Below are 19511 nucleotides of genomic sequence, written 5' to 3' on the forward strand. Positions count from 1 at the left end.
ACATCTTATCATAAAATAAACTTTCTGGCAATTGCAGTTTGGCATTGGTTTTATTGCATCGTTTTTCATTCACTATCGGAAAAAAGCTGGGCGATAAGCCGTGCACGGTAAAATAGCAAACCTCCACAAATAATAATCCTTTTAGGTTCCTTTTTAAGTTAAACACGTTTATTTTTTCTATTTGATGATGTCGACTTATCTTACTCATTCATTTTTTAGAAATCCTGTTTGTAAAATCTTCATATAAATCTCTGCCCGTTCTGCTAGAAACTGCATCTGTTTGACCTCTGTCACTTCTGGATGAGCTTTCAAAAACTGTACGCTCTCCACAGAAATTTGATTAAAAACACCCAACACTAGCTGAACAACATCTTGGTGTGCAATCTCTTTTTTGATCGGTAGCTTCATTACAATATCAGTCAAAAACTGATGTGCGATTTTCATATTCTCATCCATGTATTTTGCTAACTTTGCTTGAATTTCCTTAGGTAAGCTATGTTTTTGCGCATACGCTGCAATTAGTAAATGAACATGATCAGGATATTGCTGTTCTAATTTCATTTTATAACGAGTCGATACGACCACGACTTCTACCAAGTCCGTATATTTCTTTGTAAATAAATTGCTTGATCGTTCATTTAGAAAATCAATCACACTACTGATCGTACGCTCATACAATACTTGTTTTTTACCAAAATAATGGAAGATCAATCCTTTAGAAACTTCTGCATCACGTGCTATATCGTCTGTATTTGTCTTTTGGTAACCATACGTTGCGAATTGCTTTAGTGCCGCCTGTAAAATTCGTTCGTATTTTTGTCGATCGCTGTTGATTTCTTTCACTAAACCTTCAAATCCTTCCGTTGATAAACCATATACGTTCCGCCTAGGAATAAAACAATCAGGATGCTTAATAAAACAACATTGCCAGCAGATAATCCCTTATCCAACAAGTTACTTGGAATGCCCATATGTGTGGGAGAAATATTTTTGGCCCAGCTAAACGAGTCATTCAAATCGGAAAAAATCCCAATCAAATAAAAACCAAAAACAATACCTAAAGAAATACTGGTACTTTGTTTACTAGATTTTAAAAAGGTTGAAACAAAAAAGCCCAGCGTTAGGAAAAATAGTAAAATCAAACTTTCTTGCATAAAGATCTTACTAATTTCTCTAGTGATCGTCTCCGCTGAATCCGTCGACTGACGATAAAGTAATGTGGAGCCCACCGAAACACCCAATGAGATCAACCAGAATATCGCTAAAATAAATAAATTTCCTGCAAATTTGCTCGTAATGATTTCTCTACGTGTTACTGGTTGCGCATATAAAAACTCAATCGTCCCATCTGTCTCTTCTTTGATCAGCGCTTGACTACCGAGCATCATAGCATAAATCGATGCTGCCAAAAACATATATTGAAAATAATAGCCGAAAAAACCAGTTGCGACTAAAAAGCTTGTTTGTCCATTTACGCTAATATTGAATGTTTTTAATAAGGACGGAGATAATCCATCTAGTTTCGCACCTAAAAGATCTTCCATCGCTGAACTGTGCATCTGAGGATATACTGCACTAAAGCCAAAAATAATAACAGCAAATAAAATAGTCCAAATGATCAATCCTTTTACCAAAGACTTACTTTCAATTTTAGCTGTAATCATTTTCCATCTCCCCCTTCATACAATGCCATAAACTGATCTTCCAATTCAGGATTTGTGATTGTAAAATCTTGAATTGAGGAATCTCCTAATAACGGTAATATCTCCCGTAGGTTTCCTTCATACAATAAACGTGTTTCGTTTCCTTGATGTTTTAAAATAGCCGCACCCATTTTTTCAACTATCGAAAGCGGGATATGATCGCCAATCAATGTAATGACTTTGCCTAATGATTTTTCTTTTGTAATATCTTGAACCGTAATAATTTTTCCTTGACGAATAAACGCTGCTCGGTGTGCGTGTTGTTGGACCTCATTTAAATCATGACTGGACAAAAAGATCGTCATGCCTTTTTTATTGTACTTTTCCAACTCTTCAAATAAACGATGTTGCATTAGGGGGTCCAAACCATTCGTCGGTTCATCTAAGATCAACAACTCCGGATTTGGTAAAATTCCTGCAGTGATGGCGATTTTCTTTTTGTTCCCTAAAGACAAATCAGACATTTTTTTCTGAGCATCGATATCGAATAATTCGATAAAATAATCGATTTGTTTTTTACTGTCTTTTAACTGATGAAATTCTGCCACATATTTAAGCACCTCAACCGTTGTCATATTTGGATAAAAGCGGACATCACTTGAGACATAACCCGTTCGTTTGCGAATTTCTTTAGCGTCTTTAATACTATCCAAACCAAGTAAAGAAGCGGTTCCTTGATCTGGATAAATGAAATTCAACATCGCTTTGATCGTTGTTGATTTTCCAGCACCATTTGGACCGATAAAACCGTAGATTTCGCCTTTTTCTACTGATAGATCTACTTGATCGATGGCTGGCTGTTTTTTATATAATTTGGTCAATCCTTTAAGTTCAATGGCATTCATTGTACGCTTCCTCCTCATTGACTAGTTAGTCAATAAAAGTATATATCTATCTTGACTGAAGAGTCAAAGAAAATGTAACGGAAACCTTGGTTTAAAACAAAACAATAGCTTCCATTCCATTTTCTTATTGATTTTTCTTCAACTTTTCAAGCTCTTCTTCAGTCAAAATTCGATATTCTCCTAAAGCTAGTTCTTCATCTAACCATAAATTTCCCATCCGCAACCGTTTCAGGTAAACAACTTTTTTACCGACTGCTTCAAACATGCGTTTGACTTGATGAAATTTTCCTTCTTGAATAATCAGGCGAATTTCTGAGATTTCATTTGTTTCATCCGCAGATTCAATCATTAACTGACTTGGTTTGACTTGTTCCTTATTTGTTAGAGCAAATCCTGCTGCAAAATGACGAACGTCTTCTTCCGTCACGATTCCTTGAACTTTTGCAAAATATTCTTTATCAACATGCTTTTTGGGTGATAATAATTGATGTGCAAGCTGACCATCATTTGTCAATAACAGTAACCCTTCTGTATCTTTATCTAATCGACCAACTGGAAATAAATCTTCACGATAATCTTCATCTTTCAGTAAGTCGATGACCGTTTGATCCCATTTATCTTCTGTTGCTGAAATCACGCCATTCGGTTTATGCAACATATAATAATAATATTTTTGATAGATCAATTGTTCTCCAGCAAACTTAATGATCGCTTGTTTTTCATCGATCTGTGTTTTACCATCTTTGATGATTTGATCATTTACCGTTACCAAGCCCTTTTTCAGCAATTGCTTTGCTTCTTTACGACTACCGACCCCTGTTTCTGCAAGAAATTTATCTAAACGCATATGATCCTCCCAATTTAAAAGCGGAACAGGCTCGTCCTGTTCTGTATGAAAAATAGGGAATTAGGACTGAGGTGTTTTTTACCTCTTTCCTCATTCACCTTTTTCCGAAGAACAAGCCTGTGAAGCTAGATATAGTAAAAGCGGAACAGGCTCGTCCTGTTCTATATGAAAAATAGGGAATTAGGACTGAGGTGTTTTTTACCTCTTTCCTCATTCATCTTTTTTCCGAAGAACAAGCCTGTGAAGCTAGATATAGTAAAAGCGGAACATTCTGTCCCGCTACTTGATTTGTTCTATTTTATTTTCAACTTACGACGAATATTCCCTACTCGTGCTCCTAATAGCTTATCTACTAAGCGTAATTTTAATGTGATATATCCGTAAACAGCTCCACCAAATGCTGCTACGATTATGATAATCATAAATGATTGGAATTTACGGGTTGGATCTAAGAATAGGTACAAGAATTGCCTCATAACAATCGCTGCAACCACCATAACTAAGGTGATCAAGAAAATCAATAAGCCACGTCTGAAAGTCAATCCAAAGTTAAAATGACTGACTTTCTTGATTTTTCTCATGATCAGCACACAGGATAAGGTAAATCCAATCATTGTGGCAATCATTGGACCATATACTTCGAAAAGTCGTATGCTTGGATACTGAACGACCAGTTTCAAGACCAATCCTAATCCAAAATACTTAATTGCAGCTTTGTTCTCATACATTCCCATCAACATGGTTGACGATAACATATAGAGTCCCATAAATAAGCCTGCCAAACATGCTTGGATCAAGAGCGATACACCTAAAGCATCTGGTGCGTAAAACATTGTATAAAGTGGTTTTGCTAAAACGATCATACCAAATGTTGCTGGTAACATCACAAACATAAATAACTGCAAGTTATTACTGATTAATTTTGATAAATCTCGGTATTTTTTCAAAGTGATTGCTTCCGTGATCAACGGTAAACCCGTAGCGGATATAGATGTTGCTAAAGCAATCACGACCATTGTTAGCTTATCTGGATTTGCATTAAAAATCGCAAAAAGTGTTCGTAATTGACTACCTGAATACGTAGTAAATGTACCCATAAAATTAGAAAATGTAAATTGATCGACTAATTTAAAGACAGTCACACCAGAACCTACAATGATGAATGGCAAGGCTTCTTTTAATGTCTCGGTCAATAAATCCCGCGTTGATGCTTGATGTTCATTAGCGCTATGTGATGCAAGATAATCAAACATTGGTTTTTGTTTATGGAAATAGTAAAATAAAACAACAAGACTCGCCAACATTCCTACAAATGCTGCCAATGTTGATTGTGTTACTGCATCGACGTAATTACCATCAATCACCTTCATGATGATAAAAGCTGTCAACAGCATATAGAACACACGAGCAACTTGTTCAACAATTTGTGACAAAGCATATGGCATCATATCTTGATTCCCTTGGAAATACCCTCTAACTACACTCATACATGGGAAAATTAGAACAGCTAAACTCAGCGACCTCATCGTTGGAATCAGTTCTTCTCCTCCGCCAGACCATTTTGCCAAAAGCGGCGAAGCTAAATACATCACGATAGCAAAAATTGCTCCTAAGACTGCCATCAATTGAAGAGCTTTGTAAAAAAGCTGTCGGCTGAGCTTATATTCATTCAATGAATTATAATAAGAGGTCTGTTTAGCGATAGCGGCAGGAATTCCTGCTGTAGATATTAATAAAAAGAGAGCGTATACGGTATACCCCATTGAAGATAAGCTATTTGCTTCATTGGCGTGTTCTCCCATCCATGCATACCATGGGATAATATATACCGCACCCAACAAACGAGAAATTATATTACTAGCTGTCATCCAAGCCGATCCTTTAACCATTTTCTCTTGATTGGTCAAGATCGGTTGATCAGCAGGATTTGGTTGATTTATCATTTAACTCCTCCATCTTTCTTTGAACATGCTTCCTTTATTTTAATTGTTAAATCAAGTATATGCAACGACTTTCTTGAATAAATTAACTTATTTATATTTTCCTCACAGATTTTTTAAAAAAACGGTCGTATTCCTTTCCAAAATATCCAAAAAGCAAATAGTACCCTCATTTATAACTATTTCTTTTTTATTTATATTTCGGATAAAAAATACCAGATATCCGTTTGTATTTACATATTTTTTAACAATTCACTATAATATGTTTATTATTAATTTGTTATTTTAATCAAGTTATTACATATAAAATCAGATCTATCTTATTTTAATACTCTATTGATATTTTCTTTCGCTACTTGCAAGCATCTTGAATTTTTGCCGTTTAAATTGTATGATGAACTTCTAAAGTTTTCTTTCGAAAAAAGCTTACATTCTGATTTAGATACTGCTTGGAGGCGTAATGATGACTATTTCTCTAGAAATAATCCGTGAATGTTTACTAAAAGAACAGCTATTAAAAGAATTTATTTCAGCAGAAGGCTGGTCTTTGGACTTGCCTAGCTCGTTGAATACTAAAACGTTTACTACTCTTTCCTATGATTCCCGTAAAGTAACAGCTGACACACTATTTTTCTGTAAAGGAATGAACTTCAAATCTGAGTATTTAGGAAAAGCAGTCCATTTTGGACTTGACGTTTATGTAGCAGAACAACCTTATGAGGTACCTGCAGCATTAGGTATCATTGTGACCGATATCAAAAAAGCAATGGCTGTCTTAAGTATGGCTTTTTTTGATTATCCACAAACTAAATTAAAACTGATCGGCTTTACTGGTACGAAAGGAAAAACAACTGCTGCTTACTTTTCTAAATTTATCTTAGATCACGCCACAAATAAAAAAACAGCGATGCTGTCTACTATGAATTCTACTTTGGATGGGCATACGTTTTTCAAATCACATTTAACAACACCTGAATCTCTTGATCTTTATCAAATGATGGCAGAAGCTGTTACTAATAACATGACTCATTTCATTATGGAGGTATCCTCTCAAGCTTATAAAACGAATCGAGTGTATGGATTATTTTTTGATGTAGGAATTTTCCTAAATATCACACCTGACCATATCAGCCCAATTGAACATCCAACATTCGATGATTACTTTTATTGCAAACGCCAGTTGATCAAACATTCAAAAACGATGATTTTAAACCATGACTCTGATTATTTTCCATTATTGAAAGAAACTGCCGAGCTTCATGAAGTACCTTATATCGTTTATGGCAATCAAGCCTCAGCAGATACAGATTATAGCTATCAAAGCAATCCAAATGATTCATTGGCGTTTTCTGTCACAGCAAAAAACGATGCACTGGCCATTTCTGGTGAATATCACGTCCGTTTAGGCGGTGATTTCAATAAAGGTAATGCATTAAGTGCAGCTATTGCAAGTGCTCTAGTCGGCGCCACAGGTAGTGATTGTCGACAAGGAATCAATGACACAACCGTTCCTGGTCGAATGGAGTTATTAACAAATAAAAATGGTGCAAAAGTCTATGTGGATTATGCTCACAATTATGATAGTTTAAAGAACCTTCTCACATTTGTCAAAGAAGAACATCCTGAGGGCCGTTTACTTGTTTTACTTGGTAGCACAGGAAACAAAGCGATTTCTAGACGAAAAGATTTTGGTGCTGTTTTATCTGAATTAGCAGATATTGCAATTTTAACTACAGATGATCCCGCTGATGAAAATCCCGCTGATATCTGTGCTGAGATTGCAGCCCATATCACGACAGATATTCAAATCGAAACAGTACTTGATCGCGGTGAAGCAATCAAAAAAGCCTTATCGTTGAGCCTACCCGAAGATGCAGTTGTTTTAGCCGGTAAGGGGGCTGACTTATATCAAAAAGTCGGTGGAAAAGATATCCTCTATGAAGGTGATTTCCAGATTGCCGAACAGTTGATCCTAAACTAAAAAGGGTGTGAAATAAAAGTACAATTCACTTTTGTTTCACACCCTAAATGTGGTTAAACGATGAGAACAGAAGCACTTCTTTCGGAAATAAGCCGCTGTAGCCCCTTTTAGTTTAGCCCATCAACATCATTATAAGCGTCATCAGTACCAAACTGATCAAAATACTTGCTGAAGAGGTAAACCCAACGGTTTCTTCTGACATGCCTGCCTTAACGCTATTAATCACCGAAAATGTTGGCATCGGTGCTACACTCAGCACGACTAGAACGATTCGTAATAGTGGGTCTAAGGGGATTACAAAAGCAAACAATAACGCAAATACTACACCGCATAAATAGCGCCAAGCCAGCACTTCTTTCACTAAATGAAGAGCTTTTTTGGGTAACCTCAATTCAAAATATAAACCAATCATAAACATCGATAAAAAACCATTTGCTTTTGCAATCATTTCTAGGATACCCAACAATTCTATAGGCAATTCGACTTGAACAATCCTAAGTAACAACATGACCATATAAACGGTGAACGGAGCAGATTTTAACAAAGACAATAGAATTTTTTTAAACGTTGTCTCCTCTTTTGATCCCACTACTTTATCGATGAGTAAGGTAGTTCCTCCTGTCAACATCACGCTATTTCCAATATCAAACATCAACAGAAATGGGACAGCTAAAGGATAAAAACCTTGAATAAACGGCAAACTAAAATTGCCGATATTATACCCAGACATCGAATACATTTGAAATTTTTGATCTAAAACGGGACGCTTTTTACTCACTCGCCCGCCAATCAAAATCACCAAAACATTCAAGATAATCCCCATTATCAACAAGAAAAACAACGTTCCCGAAACAACCACGCTGGCTAAACTAACGATGACTGTTGCAGGCAACGTTAGATTTACAATAATGACAGATAACATTCCACCATCCGCTTTACTTAATAAACCAATCCGTTTCATTAAATACCCCAAAAATATCATAAAACAAAATCCAATCGCTTGGACTAAAATTTCTTTCACCTAACTCGCCCCTCACTTATCTAGTTCTAACAGTAACATAAAGTATAGCAAAATAAATTCTATTACTCACCGATTTCAATAAAAAAACATCCACGTAAATTTTTCTTACGCAGATGTTTTTTATATTCATAAGCTTAAAATAGTCTTAGTTTCACTATTTATTTCTAGGCAATAGATATTTTTTTGCTAAAAGCAACATTAGACTACCGATAGCTAAAAAATACATTGGCATCACTAGTAGAGTTCCGTTATGGAGTTTACTCATGCCAAATGTAAATAGACTAACCAATAGATAGTACCCTAAGCTAAAGAAAGCGCCAGCCGTTCCTTTCTCTGTCAACAAAATAAAAATACCAATCAACATCAACCAAAATTGAATGTTTTTGGTATATATTCTTTTAATTGAAAAAAGCGTTAAATTAACCCTCTAATTTGTAAACTATAGGTATAGTTAAAAGTGATCTTATGCAGCTGTGTCATTTTTTGATTTGAGTGGCACAACTTCTTTCGACTTATTTGCCACATATAGAAGAAAGCATTTCATTAAATAGCTATTCTTCTCAATATAATGTAAGTTTATGCCAATTATTAATGTAAAATCTACGCCATTAAAAAAGAAAAGTTACAGTTACTGATATTAGTAGTTTTTCATTATTAATTTTGAATGTAAACTACTAGTACATACATTTACTTGATTTATTGTAAAAAAACATTGACATAAATATTCCATTAAATTATAATTTGATTAAAAAATCAGAAAACGAGGTGCATTAGATGAAAAAAGTTTTTGTGGGTTTTGTATGTGTGGGTATTTTATTTGGATCAGGAGTTATTCCAACTGTCAGTGCTTTTGCTGCTGAAACTGAACCAGTCAAACAAATAAGTGAAGCAAATGCAGCAAAAGAAAATTTAGAGCCGGGAGTTTCTGTAGTACAAGATGTAGATGGAACACTGACCGTAACCAAATCTGAATCTAGAGTACGTGCAAATGTTTCTAGGTGGGGTGGTTGGTCTTATACAAATATAGCAGTTTCAACAGGAATTGCTGCTAATGCTATAAATGCAGCTTTTTATGCAGGGCTAGGCGCTTCAGTATCGATGTTTGGAATACCAGGATGGGTTATTGGCGGTTTGCTAATTGGTGCAAGTTGGACTAGTATGGGGGCTTCTCCAGGGAATGCAGTTGCAAAGAAATGGGATAAAAATAAAAATGGTTGGATTGGGTTTTACAAACGAACAGGATATGATGGTGCAGGAAGAGCTGTAGCCACACAATACAAAACTGAATAGCAAGAGAGTGAGGTTGATCTACTTTGTACAAAAAATGGACAAATTTTACTGAAAAACGTCCCTATCTAAGTATTTTGTTGGTAGCTATAATCGCCAGTGTAATTGGAATAGCTATTGAGTATATTATTAATCGAGATTTCATTGGTGGTGGTTTTGGAGTAACTTTAATTCTTGTTGTAGGTCAATTCATACTAACTAAAAAAAAGCAAAGTAAGAATAAAAAAATACAGTAAAAATATGCATGGATTATACAGAAAAATTTTTGTATTGTCCATGCATATTTTTATGAAATTGTTTAAAGGAGTTGTTCAAAAAGAATCTAAAGTGATTTAGTTATGGTATGATTTTTCTTTTTAAATAGCGTAGATTTTATGTCAATAAATGGCACAAATTTACATTATATTGAGAAGAACAGCTATTTAATAAAGTGCTCTCGTCTATTGTGTCAAATAAGTCGAAAGAAATTGTGCCACTTAAATCAAAAAATGACAAGGGCATATTATACAAAGTAACAAGTGTAAATTATGACTATACCCTATTGAACAGATTAAAAGAAGCTTCCCAACTAACAAAAAAGGTGCAAGAATATTCCTACACCTTCATACTTTTAGTTAGTCAATTCTATTTTTTGACAAGTTTTATTTCAATTGCTTCTATTTCAAGTAAGCAATGACGGGTCGATTATTTAATAGCTCTTCTTTAATTAAGTTATTGTCTAATACGCCGTTCACAATTTTTGTTTTATACCCTTGGTTAAGTAGAAAGCTATTCGATTGCTCTAGATTTGCAGTGACAGAATTTAATCGTGAATCACTATAGGTTGGATAAACATATTTTAGCAATTCTTTGGGTTGTCTATTTTTTGATTTTTCTACAAAATTCAATACATTAATGACTGAAACAGGTGTTGGCTGCATAGTAAATATTTTATTAGGCGAATTACTATACTCACTGATTATAGCCATTTCGACTTCTGGTGGAACAAATTCTGCATTTACATGTTGGATATTAATATTCAAAAAAATGAACTTACAATCAAGAATAAAGATATTACTAATTTTTTTCTTTTCATAAGCTTCCTCCAAATTAATTTTTGACAACTAAAATTTTTAAAATTACTAAAATATATAATTAGTCAAGCATATTTCTTGTAAGTAATGAATTTATGAGACACACCAAAATAACACAAAACAATAGTACTAATGTTTGAAAGCTCATTTTTTCATTCAGATATTGTAAGTAGAAAGTGAGTGGTGATAAAACAAAAATGTATACAAATTTTATTAACTTAATTTGTAACATAAAACTGTATACTATCAACAAGATACATATATTCATTAATAATATGTGAGTCAATATCTCAACATTAGATAATGACGTATTATAAATATTTGTAGTACAAAGGTATTGTGTTAATATAATTAACACAATACCCAAAACGATAGATATTTTATTTTTAAATTTGATATTGATCATCTCCCAAATGATACTGACCGCGTTATCTTATTTATATTTATCTTGCGTCCATAGAGAATAAACGGTTGTCCATGTGTTTCTTTCATAGACGGTACCTGTTCCATTTTTTATCCTATTTAGATTTAAAGCTACATTACTAAAATACCACCCATCATAAAAAACACCAAAACCTATAGAAGCAGAGATTGCTACCCCTATAGGGCCTGTGATCATACCAGCTATTGCTGATCCTGCCAGACCTCCAATTCCTCCTGCTAATCCAGCATATTGACCTACATCTTCAAATTCGATGATTTTACGATTAGTATTAGATTCATCCCACCAAACTCTTTGATAATTCCAGCCTTCCTCATAGTAATTTCTATTGTATCTATTCGCATTCCTACCTTGGATTTGAGATTCAAATTTTGTATTTTTGATATTTGTTATTGCATCTTGAAAGAATGATTCATTTGTGAATTCTATTCCAGTTTTTGTAGCCAATTTATTAAAGTCAAATGAATCTACAATAGATTTGATTTCCTTCTCGTCATAGATATATCTCCCATTTTTAATCGTTAAAACCGAAGTAATTTCATTCTGCATATCAGTAAATCTTTGTATTTCAGCATTCTTTTCTACATCATTTGTTGCTGTCTGCACAACTGATTCATCAATTGTATTAGATTCTGCCAAAGTAGTAAGTGGCATTAGAACACTTGTTGACACCAAAAGTATTAAAGAGCCCAAAAAAAATTTTTTCATAATATAACCCCTCATAAAAGTATTTAATAAAGCCTTTTTGGCACTTAATTTTTTACTTATTGTTGATAAAGAGTTTTATTAATATTAAAATAACATTTGAATTATAAATTGTAAACATAAATATGTACATTATGTTAATTTGCATAATGTAGTTCTCTATTATTTAGTTATTCAAATTTTTTTGATATATAAAAAGGCACTCTAATTTTTATTACAGTATCCTCTCATACTTTTAAAATCGAACAACAGTCCTTTGTCTAGTGCTCTACAATTTTTTTACATTCAAAATTAACGCTAAAAAAACACTAGTATAAGCTCCAGGTCGATTAAAATTTGACTATACTTAAAATTTACAAATAAGGGATAAAATAAAAAAATCAGCCTATCCTTTCCATGTTGAATTGTCTTAATACTTTAGCCTTTTGTCCTTAACATTCAATTTTGGTTGATGTTGATGGGTATTTTTATTTTGTTGACTGGGACAGGAACGGCGTTACCTAATTGCCTTAGTTTGGCATTATCCGATTTTCAAGATGTGGTTGGAACGGCTGGCGCTTTCCTTAGCTTAGGCTACTATCTATTGGTTAGTCTATTTACATTTGGCATGAGTAAACTCCATAACGGAACGCTACTTGTGATGCCATTGTATTTTTTGGTTATCGGCAGTCTAATGTTGCTTTTAGCAAAAAAATATCTATTGCCTAGAAATAAATAGTGAGACTAAGACTATTTTAGGCTTATGAATATAAAAAACATCTGCGTAAGAAAAATTTACGTGGATGTTTTTTGACTCTTTATTATTAATGATCTATATTTACTGTCCACTTTATTCAATACTATAACGAATTGTTTTGCTCTACTGAAGAAAAACCAATGTTTTTGGGAAGCGCACATTTTAGAGAAACTGACATACTTTTTTTTGTGCCAGCCCTATTATTATTTAAATTATGATCGTATCTTTTGATAGCTTAGTATCCTGATTCCTATTGCTTGATTTTATTCGATCGATACTTTTAAGTTTTGATAGCCTTCTTTTAAGAAAAAATGAGTAAAAAATATTTACTCATTGAAATTACGTCAAAAATGAATGTTTTTGGTATAGGTACATTTAAAAATATCAGACACAATCCGTTTGTGTCTGATTTACAGAGAAAAATCTTTTTCATCTAGAAAAATGGAAAATTGAAATTTAACATGAAATGCTGCGCAATATTCAAAAATTCCTTCATATCAACTTTTCCAATAACTTTAACATTTCGATTTCCTTCAGACGTACAATCTAACGAATATACTTGTTTAGTGTTTACCTTACTGTCCTTTTGTAAAGCTTCACTACTTATTGGTAGAAAGTAAGGGCGTTTCTTTGTCGTAGAAGTTATTGGACAGACAATGATTAGATTAGAAGAAAGATTGTATTCATTGCGACTCATAACTATTGCTGGTCGTCTTTTTTTTATTTCACTACCTCTAGAAGGATCAAAGTTTATAGTTACAATATCGCCTTGTCTAATCATCTAGTTCAGTACCTTCTGGCGAAAAATTCATTGCTAATTTATCTTCACTATCTACGAACTCGCCTTTAATCGCATTTTGAAAAAAGTCTTCAGCTTTGGGAATTAATGAAATGATTCCTTCTTCATCTTTATAGTAGTAAAATTCTTGACCTTCTTTCACTGCTAACTTGCTTGCTAAAGTAACCATGATTGCATTGCCTTGTTTTCTTGCTTTTACTGTTTCCATGCTATCGCCCCCCTTGTCCCCTTTATTATACCACGTAATTACATGTATTTACAACGATTTTCATGCTATAAATCTGACTCAACGTGCTTGTGTCATATTCTAATTAATCACTTAACTATGTTTTGATTTACATACTTTAAAAATATATAATAAAAAAAGAGTAACACAAGGCTACTCTTAAATAATACTTTCAAAAATTATACTCTTACATATGATAAGAATCCACACGGAGAACTTTGACCACAAACATAAACACGTGCAGCGTTTCCTCCTGCGATAATCATACCATGATACCTTTCTAAATATGGACCAGAAAATGGGTGGCGATGACGATTAATTATTTGTTCGCCGGCATATCTTAACTGAGGTCTCTTGCTGATTTGATCAATCAAATCTGGACTAACTGTAACATTAGTTGTTACTGATTCGTCAGCAGCCTGGAACAGAACCTCCTGCCCATTAATTTCTACTTTTTCTCCAGAAGATATTGTATAACTACCTTCATCTTCATGAGCTTGAACACTCATAGTACCTAAAAATACAAATCCCAACATCATAACAACAGAGCAAACCATTTTTTTCACTAAAATTCCATCTCCTTTCTTTTTATAATTTTATGCTATCACAATGAATGATATAATTCAAGTGAGTTTTCAGTTGTTTTATGTTATAGTAAAACTATAAATAATAACTAGGAGGGGTTCACATGAAAAAAATATTATTCGGAATACTACTCGTACTATCATTTTCCTTAGTTTCTGTTAATGCAGGAGCAGAAGATCTTGAATTATCCATGAACCGTAGCGTTATAATTAACAATGTTGAATATAGTTATGTTCCTAGCCCTGAATTGATCAATGAGGGTTACACTAAAATAACATTGCCAGAAAAAATGATTGACTCTATAAAGCCATTTACTCCCTTAGATCATCTGAAATTACCAGATTTACGTACTAAATCACAAAATAATAAACTTTATCGTTATGGATTTTACAAATCTGATTATGAAGTGTTTTTTGATCATATGCTTCTACAATCTGGGCTCAAATAGTTTAGTCAGCTCAATCATACAAAAGAAAAAATCTAAAATAATCTACCTATGATTATTTGCACGTATAATTTACAACAAAAAAGAGCTTGGGACATAAGTACTAACGAAAAATCCAGATACCAGTCAACTTGATTGGCATCTGGATTATTTTTTTCTATAAAAATAAGAACACCTTTGCTAGAATAAAAGTAACTACACAAATAAACAAGCGAGGTGTTCTTATGTTTAAAAATTATACCACAAATCAAGTCATTCTTCCTCTAGATTTTAGTTTTCAGTTAGAAAAAAATGATATCGCATTTGTTATTGATCAATTAGTGGAAAGTATTCCCGAGGCACGTTTTCTTCCTTTTCACCATCAGATGGGTCCTTCTTCTTATCATCCCAAAATGATGATGAAGATGATTTTATGCGCCTACACACAATCTGTATTTTCTGGTCGCAAGATTGAAGCGTTGACGAAAGACAGTATTCGCATGATGTGGCTCACTCAAAGCTATCAACCTAGCTATCGAACAATCAATCGTTTCCGTGTGAATCCCTTAGTGAACACACTCCTTCGGGAGTGCTTCGTCCAATTCCGTAGTCAATTAGTCAAGGAACAATTAATCGATGAAGAAGCTATTTTTATCGATGGCACAAAGATTGAAGCCAATGCCAATAAATATACCTTTGTTTGGAGAAAATCCATTGATAACTTTGACAAAAAACTCACCGAAAAATCAACCTTTCTTTATGATGAACTATTGAAAAATACAATTATTCCTGAAATTGAGCGCGAGTCCGCAAAAGAATTATCTGTCACTGAATTAGGCAAGATTGAAGAAAATCTCGCGCATGTTGTCGAACAGTTTACAGAAAAAATCGAACAAGCAGAGGATGGAATTACGCGCAAATCAATTCGTTCTAAACGAAAAGTTCCAAAAAAATTAAGGAAACTTTTCAAGGACTTTAAAGAGCGAAAACTCGCTTATCAAAAACATAGACAGATTTTAGGACAACGAAACAGCTATTCTAGAACAGATCCAGATGCCACTTTTATGCGCATGAAAGATGATCATATGAAAAATGGTCAGTTGAAAGCAGGTTATAATCTTCAAATCGCCACGAACAGTCAGTATATTTTAGGCTATGATCTTTTCTCAAATCCAACAGATACACGAACATTGCGCCCTTTTTTAACCACTTTAAAAGAGTGTTTCTTTGATCTGCCAAACTATATTGTCGCAGATGCCGGCTATGGAGGAGAAGAAAACTATCAAGCGGTTTTAGAGGATCACGAGCGAACACCACTCATCACTTATGCCATGTACCATAAAGAACAGAAGAAAAAGTTTAAACAAAATCCGTTCCTTCCAGCAAACTGGCCGTACCAAGAATTAGAGGATACGTTTCTTTGTCCAAACGGACGAAAAATGAATTTTCGAAACTATTCTATTCGTACAGATAAATATGGCTTTAAACGTTATTTAAAACGGTATGAATGTGAAGACTGCTCGAATTGTCCTCTTCGAAGCCAGTGTACAAAAGCGAAGAGTGACAAGAATCGTGAGATTCAAAAGAACATGAATTGGGAATACTTTAAAGCAAGAATTCAACAGCTGCTTTCAGAAGAAGAAACAGGTAAACTCTATCGTCAACGAAAAATTGACGTCGAATCAGCTTTCGGACATTTGAAGGCTTGTTTAGGGTTCACTCGGTTCTCTGTTCGAGGGAAACAACAGGCACACAATGAAATTGGATTCGCGTTAATGGCAGTAAATTTAAGGAAATATAGGCTAAGTAAGCTAGAAAACATGAAGGATTCTCCCAATAATCTAAAAAATAAAAGACTGAAAATCATTTTTTACGATTTTCGGTCTTTTATTTTAAGGTTTTTGGGACTTACGTCCCAAGCTCTTTTTACTATACTTAAAATTTACAAATAAGGGATAAAATAAAAAAATCAGCCTATCCTTTCCATGTTGAATTGTCTTAATACTTTAGCCTTTTGTCCTTAACATTGGTTTTTCTTCAGTAGAGCAAAACAATTCGTTATAGTATTGAATAAAGTGGACAGTAAATATAGATCATTAATAATAAAGAGTCAAAAAACATCCACGTAAACTTTTCTTACGCAGATGTTTTTTATTTTCATAAGCTTAAAATAGTCTTAGTCTCACTATTTATTTCTAGGCAATAGATATTTTTTTGCTAAAAGCAACATTAGACTGCCGATAGCCAAAAAATACAATGGCATCACAAGTAGCGTTCCGTTATGGAGTTTACTCATGCCAAATGTAAATAGACTAACCAATAGATAGTAACCTAAGCTAAAGAAAGCGCCAGCCGTTCCAATCACATCTTGAAAATCGGATAATGCCAAACTAAGGCAATTAGGTAACGCCGTTCCTGTCCCAGTCAACAAAATAAAAATACCCATCAACATCAACCAAAACTGAACCATTTCCGGCAAAATAGTTGTTGCACTCACAAAAAATAAGAAAATAGCTCCCAGTAGCATACATCTGATTCCGATCAGAATGATTTTTTCAGGCTGATAAATCGGCAATAATCGTTTAGACAATAAAGATCCTAGAATCGAAGCCACTGCCACACCAATGCCTAAAAATCCATACATTGCTGTTGATAAATGAAATTGTTCAATAAAGATAAATGGTGCTTCTGCATAGTAACTAAATAATACGCCATTGATTGCACCTATCAAAAATCCATAAGTCAAAACTTTTGGATTCATTAAGAGCCGTTTAATAACAGGCACTAATTTCACTGGTACTCGTTTATCTATTTCAAACGTTTCCGGTAAACGTAAAAAAGCGTAACAAAAAATCAACACACTCATTAATACTAATACAAGGAAAACTGCTCTAAATCCCCAATATTGATCAACGATACCACCAATCAGCGGTCCTATCGCTGGGGTAAAAGCAAGCGCTGCAGAAATTTGCGCAAATAAGGCATGACGCTGATTGCCAGAATAACTTTCTCGCAATATCGTTTGAGTGATGACAGAGCCCGTACTAGCACCAAATGCTTGAACAAATCGAGCTACTAACAATAGTTCAATCGTCTCTGAACGAAAACAAAGAAAACTACCCATTCCATAAAACAACAAGCCATAAAGCATCGCCTTACGTCGTCCAACAAAATCAGACAACCAGCCCCAAAAGAACACACCTAGCGCAAAAGCTAGAAAATAAATACTCAACGTTAATTGAACCTTTGCCATTGACGTTTGAAAATCATGGGCAATATTTGGCAGCGACGGAGTAAAAATCGTTTCACTGATTTGTGGAAATCCAACTAAAACAATCAGTAACAGTAACGATGGCACACGAGTTTTGATGCTTTTTTTCAAGAAAGTTCCTCCTAAATTAAAAGCGAAGCGGGCTTGTTCCGTCTCGTCTGGAAAATAGGAAAAATTGACTGAGTCGCTTTTTTGACTCATTCGATTTTTATCTTTTTCCTGAGAGACTAGCCCACGTAGCTAGATAAAATTAAAAGCGAAGCGGGCTCGTTCAGTCGAAGCTAGCCCACTTCACCAGTTCATTAAATTAAAGGGTCGAAAAAAAACATCTATCTCCGGGAAGCGGCGGGAGCATGATCAATATTAATTTATAGGTATCCATCTGCTAATCACTTCCTTTTCATTTATACGGTCATTTCACATCTTTCTCATGGTAGCATAAAACCTAATCTGATTTCAATTGTAAAAAAACAGGACTCCAATCATTTAAATTCCTTGTCAATTCAAACTATTTCTAGAAAGAAAAAAAAATAGACCCTTTCCCCACCAATTAATGATAAACTTATCATAATACATAAAAAAATAAACATTCTAACTAAAGGAGCTGTACTCATGAACTTGAAACAATCTATCCCACCAGACTTCAGTGGTTTTATTCAAATCACTTCAAATAATGAGCCGGTATTATTCGAGGCTTTCGGCTATCGCGATCTTCCTAATCAAATAAAAAATACTGCTGATACGATTTTCGGTACAGCTTCTGGCAGCAAAACATTTGTTGCGGTTGCCATCATGAAACTGATTGAAGAAAAGAAAATTGGGATCGATCAGCCGATCAATCAAATCATCTCATATCCCTTGCCTAATATCGATCCTGGCGTCACTATTCATCAGTTGCTGAATCACACCTCAGGTATTGGAGATTATTACGATGAAGACGAACTAACGGATTATGCTGAATTATGGGAGGATTTCCCTAATTATAAAATACGCAAAAATAGTGATTTGCTCCCTCTTTTTATTGATAAAAAGATGACAGCTGCTCCTGGGGAAAAATTTCAGTATAATAATACGGGCTATGTCCTTTTAGCTGCGATCATTGAAGAACTGACTCAACAACCGTTTGACAGTTATTTAAAGAAACTTATTTTTGAACACGCTAGTATGTCTTCAACTGGTTACTTTTCTTTAGATCGACTGCCGGCTAATGTTACGAATGCGTATGTCTACGATGAGGAACCAGAGGAATATTACAGTAATATTTATAGTATAGACGCCAAAGGTACTAGGGCTGGTGGCTGTTTTACAACGTTAAAAGATCTGGAGCGTTTTTGGCAGGAATTATCTCAGGGAAAGATTATCTCTAAACAAGCAGTCCATCTGATGCAAACCACACAAGCTTCTGATTATTATGGTTACGGTTTTTGGATCGCTAAGAAAAATGAGCACTCTTTCCCTTATATGCAAGGGCACAATCCTGGTGTTTCGTTTATCGCCTCTTATGATCCAGTTTCAACTTTAGCTATTACGATCATGAGCAATCTAGGGCAAGATGTTTGGACGATGCATCAAGCATTTTCTGCTCAGTTTTTTGAAAATGATGAATTTGTAGAGAAATGAGGGGGA

The 19511-nt window shown here is 34.3% G+C and carries 20 protein-coding genes; 7 read left to right on the forward strand and 13 right to left on the reverse strand.

Annotated elements, in window-relative coordinates; genetic code table 11:
• Positions 1-204: 204 nt before the first annotated feature.
• The 5 genes from AC4BC4_RS14525 to AC4BC4_RS14545 form a co-directional block, all read right to left on the reverse strand.
• On the reverse strand, positions 205-843 hold the full coding sequence (locus AC4BC4_RS14525; RefSeq protein ID WP_490476172.1) for a TetR/AcrR family transcriptional regulator: 639 nt from the start codon (positions 841-843) through the stop codon (positions 205-207).
• The gene (locus tag AC4BC4_RS14530; RefSeq protein ID WP_490476173.1) at positions 843-1664 is read right to left on the reverse strand and encodes a DUF2705 family protein; all 822 of its coding nucleotides are present in this window, start codon (positions 1662-1664) and stop codon (positions 843-845) included. The genes AC4BC4_RS14525 and AC4BC4_RS14530 overlap by 1 nt, the downstream gene beginning before the upstream one ends.
• Positions 1661-2548 carry an ABC transporter ATP-binding protein gene (locus AC4BC4_RS14535; RefSeq protein ID WP_490476174.1) on the reverse strand — a complete coding sequence of 296 codons (888 nt, stop codon included), beginning with the start codon at positions 2546-2548 and terminating at the stop codon, positions 1661-1663. Before AC4BC4_RS14535 ends, AC4BC4_RS14530 begins: the two co-directional genes overlap by 4 nt.
• Before the next feature lie 124 nt (positions 2549-2672).
• Positions 2673-3395, reverse strand: a complete 723-nt coding sequence (locus tag AC4BC4_RS14540; RefSeq protein ID WP_490476175.1) for a pseudouridine synthase — start codon at positions 3393-3395, stop codon at positions 2673-2675.
• Between the two features lie 293 nt (positions 3396-3688).
• On the reverse strand, positions 3689-5338 hold the full coding sequence (locus AC4BC4_RS14545) for a putative polysaccharide biosynthesis protein (RefSeq protein ID WP_438758015.1): 1650 nt from the start codon (positions 5336-5338) through the stop codon (positions 3689-3691).
• A 460-nt stretch (positions 5339-5798) separates the two neighbouring features.
• Here AC4BC4_RS14545 and AC4BC4_RS14550 point away from each other — a divergent pair, with 460 nt between their 5' ends.
• Entirely contained in the window at positions 5799-7316 is a 1518-nt protein-coding gene (locus AC4BC4_RS14550; protein ID WP_490476176.1) for a UDP-N-acetylmuramoyl-L-alanyl-D-glutamate--L-lysine ligase, read from the forward strand.
• Between the two features lie 112 nt (positions 7317-7428).
• Here the strand turns inward: AC4BC4_RS14550 and AC4BC4_RS14555 are convergent, their stop codons facing one another.
• The gene (locus tag AC4BC4_RS14555; RefSeq protein WP_490476177.1) at positions 7429-8337 is read right to left on the reverse strand and encodes an AEC family transporter; all 909 of its coding nucleotides are present in this window, start codon (positions 8335-8337) and stop codon (positions 7429-7431) included.
• Between the two features lie 154 nt (positions 8338-8491).
• The gene (locus AC4BC4_RS14560) at positions 8492-8701 is read right to left on the reverse strand and encodes a hypothetical protein (RefSeq protein WP_490476178.1); all 210 of its coding nucleotides are present in this window, start codon (positions 8699-8701) and stop codon (positions 8492-8494) included.
• Between the two features lie 410 nt (positions 8702-9111).
• Between AC4BC4_RS14560 and AC4BC4_RS14565 the strand changes: the two genes are divergently transcribed.
• Positions 9112-9627 (forward strand): hypothetical protein, encoded by a 516-nt coding sequence (locus AC4BC4_RS14565; RefSeq protein WP_490476179.1) that lies wholly within the window; start codon positions 9112-9114, stop codon positions 9625-9627.
• 23 nt (positions 9628-9650) lie between these two features.
• Positions 9651-9860 (forward strand): hypothetical protein, encoded by a 210-nt coding sequence (locus tag AC4BC4_RS14570; RefSeq protein WP_490476180.1) that lies wholly within the window; start codon positions 9651-9653, stop codon positions 9858-9860.
• 420 nt (positions 9861-10280) lie between these two features.
• On the opposite strand, the gene AC4BC4_RS14575 is transcribed toward AC4BC4_RS14570, so the two are convergent.
• Positions 10281-10646, reverse strand: a complete 366-nt coding sequence (locus AC4BC4_RS14575; protein ID WP_490476181.1) for a hypothetical protein — start codon at positions 10644-10646, stop codon at positions 10281-10283.
• Between the two features lie 484 nt (positions 10647-11130).
• Complete coding sequence (locus AC4BC4_RS14580) at positions 11131-11847, reverse strand: hypothetical protein (RefSeq protein WP_490476182.1); 717 nt, start codon at positions 11845-11847, stop codon at positions 11131-11133.
• Between the two features lie 454 nt (positions 11848-12301).
• Between AC4BC4_RS14580 and AC4BC4_RS14585 the strand changes: the two genes are divergently transcribed.
• Positions 12302-12562 carry a hypothetical protein gene (locus AC4BC4_RS14585; protein ID WP_490476183.1) on the forward strand — a complete coding sequence of 87 codons (261 nt, stop codon included), beginning with the start codon at positions 12302-12304 and terminating at the stop codon, positions 12560-12562.
• 451 nt (positions 12563-13013) lie between these two features.
• Here AC4BC4_RS14585 and AC4BC4_RS14590 read toward each other — a convergent pair whose 3' ends face one another.
• The 3 genes from AC4BC4_RS14590 to AC4BC4_RS14600 all read right to left on the reverse strand — a co-directional run bounded on the left by AC4BC4_RS14590 (position 13014) and on the right by AC4BC4_RS14600 (position 14171).
• Positions 13014-13361, reverse strand: coding sequence for a type II toxin-antitoxin system PemK/MazF family toxin (locus AC4BC4_RS14590; protein ID WP_069640074.1), 348 nt, complete (start codon positions 13359-13361; stop codon positions 13014-13016).
• On the reverse strand, positions 13354-13587 hold the full coding sequence (gene mazE / locus AC4BC4_RS14595; protein ID WP_069640075.1) for a type II toxin-antitoxin system PemI/MazE family antitoxin: 234 nt from the start codon (positions 13585-13587) through the stop codon (positions 13354-13356). Before mazE ends, AC4BC4_RS14590 begins: the two co-directional genes overlap by 8 nt.
• Before the next feature lie 197 nt (positions 13588-13784).
• A complete protein-coding gene (locus AC4BC4_RS14600; protein WP_490476184.1) occupies positions 13785-14171 on the reverse strand; it encodes a hypothetical protein in 387 nt (128 codons plus the stop codon).
• Between the two features lie 122 nt (positions 14172-14293).
• Here AC4BC4_RS14600 and AC4BC4_RS14605 point away from each other — a divergent pair, with 122 nt between their 5' ends.
• Together AC4BC4_RS14605 and AC4BC4_RS14610 are read left to right on the forward strand one after the other, a co-directional pair.
• A complete protein-coding gene (locus AC4BC4_RS14605; RefSeq protein WP_490476185.1) occupies positions 14294-14638 on the forward strand; it encodes a hypothetical protein in 345 nt (114 codons plus the stop codon).
• Between the two features lie 221 nt (positions 14639-14859).
• Positions 14860-16566 (forward strand): IS1182 family transposase, encoded by a 1707-nt coding sequence (locus tag AC4BC4_RS14610; RefSeq protein ID WP_490477384.1) that lies wholly within the window; start codon positions 14860-14862, stop codon positions 16564-16566.
• Between the two features lie 233 nt (positions 16567-16799).
• On the opposite strand, the gene AC4BC4_RS14615 is transcribed toward AC4BC4_RS14610, so the two are convergent.
• On the reverse strand, positions 16800-17996 hold the full coding sequence (locus AC4BC4_RS14615; protein ID WP_490476186.1) for a multidrug effflux MFS transporter: 1197 nt from the start codon (positions 17994-17996) through the stop codon (positions 16800-16802).
• Between the two features lie 501 nt (positions 17997-18497).
• On the opposite strand from AC4BC4_RS14615, the gene AC4BC4_RS14620 reads away from it, so the two are divergent.
• Positions 18498-19505 (forward strand): serine hydrolase domain-containing protein, encoded by a 1008-nt coding sequence (locus AC4BC4_RS14620; protein ID WP_490476187.1) that lies wholly within the window; start codon positions 18498-18500, stop codon positions 19503-19505.
• Positions 19506-19511 lie beyond the last annotated feature (6 nt).

Source organism: Enterococcus sp. AMC1086 (assembly GCF_058216575.1).

Excerpts from the sequence above, each read along its gene's own strand:
- AC4BC4_RS14550 (WP_490476176.1), top strand. The coding sequence starts at position 5,799 with ATGACTATTTCTCTAGAAATAATCCGTGAATGTTTACTAAAAGAACAG.
- AC4BC4_RS14535 (WP_490476174.1), bottom strand. The coding sequence starts at position 2,548 with ATGAATGCCATTGAACTTAAAGGATTGACCAAATTATATAAAAAACAG.
- AC4BC4_RS14530 (WP_490476173.1), bottom strand. The coding sequence starts at position 1,664 with ATGATTACAGCTAAAATTGAAAGTAAGTCTTTGGTAAAAGGATTGATC.
- AC4BC4_RS14565 (WP_490476179.1), top strand. The coding sequence starts at position 9,112 with ATGAAAAAAGTTTTTGTGGGTTTTGTATGTGTGGGTATTTTATTTGGA.
- AC4BC4_RS14590 (WP_069640074.1), bottom strand. The coding sequence starts at position 13,361 with ATGATTAGACAAGGCGATATTGTAACTATAAACTTTGATCCTTCTAGA.
- AC4BC4_RS14540 (WP_490476175.1), bottom strand. The coding sequence starts at position 3,395 with ATGCGTTTAGATAAATTTCTTGCAGAAACAGGGGTCGGTAGTCGTAAA.
- AC4BC4_RS14545 (WP_438758015.1), bottom strand. The coding sequence starts at position 5,338 with ATGATAAATCAACCAAATCCTGCTGATCAACCGATCTTGACCAATCAA.
- AC4BC4_RS14610 (WP_490477384.1), top strand. The coding sequence starts at position 14,860 with ATGTTTAAAAATTATACCACAAATCAAGTCATTCTTCCTCTAGATTTT.
- AC4BC4_RS14620 (WP_490476187.1), top strand. The coding sequence starts at position 18,498 with ATGAACTTGAAACAATCTATCCCACCAGACTTCAGTGGTTTTATTCAA.
- AC4BC4_RS14560 (WP_490476178.1), bottom strand. The coding sequence starts at position 8,701 with ATGTTGATTGGTATTTTTATTTTGTTGACAGAGAAAGGAACGGCTGGC.
- mazE (WP_069640075.1), bottom strand. The coding sequence starts at position 13,587 with ATGGAAACAGTAAAAGCAAGAAAACAAGGCAATGCAATCATGGTTACT.
- AC4BC4_RS14580 (WP_490476182.1), bottom strand. The coding sequence starts at position 11,847 with ATGAAAAAATTTTTTTTGGGCTCTTTAATACTTTTGGTGTCAACAAGT.
- AC4BC4_RS14585 (WP_490476183.1), top strand. The coding sequence starts at position 12,302 with ATGGGTATTTTTATTTTGTTGACTGGGACAGGAACGGCGTTACCTAAT.
- AC4BC4_RS14605 (WP_490476185.1), top strand. The coding sequence starts at position 14,294 with ATGAAAAAAATATTATTCGGAATACTACTCGTACTATCATTTTCCTTA.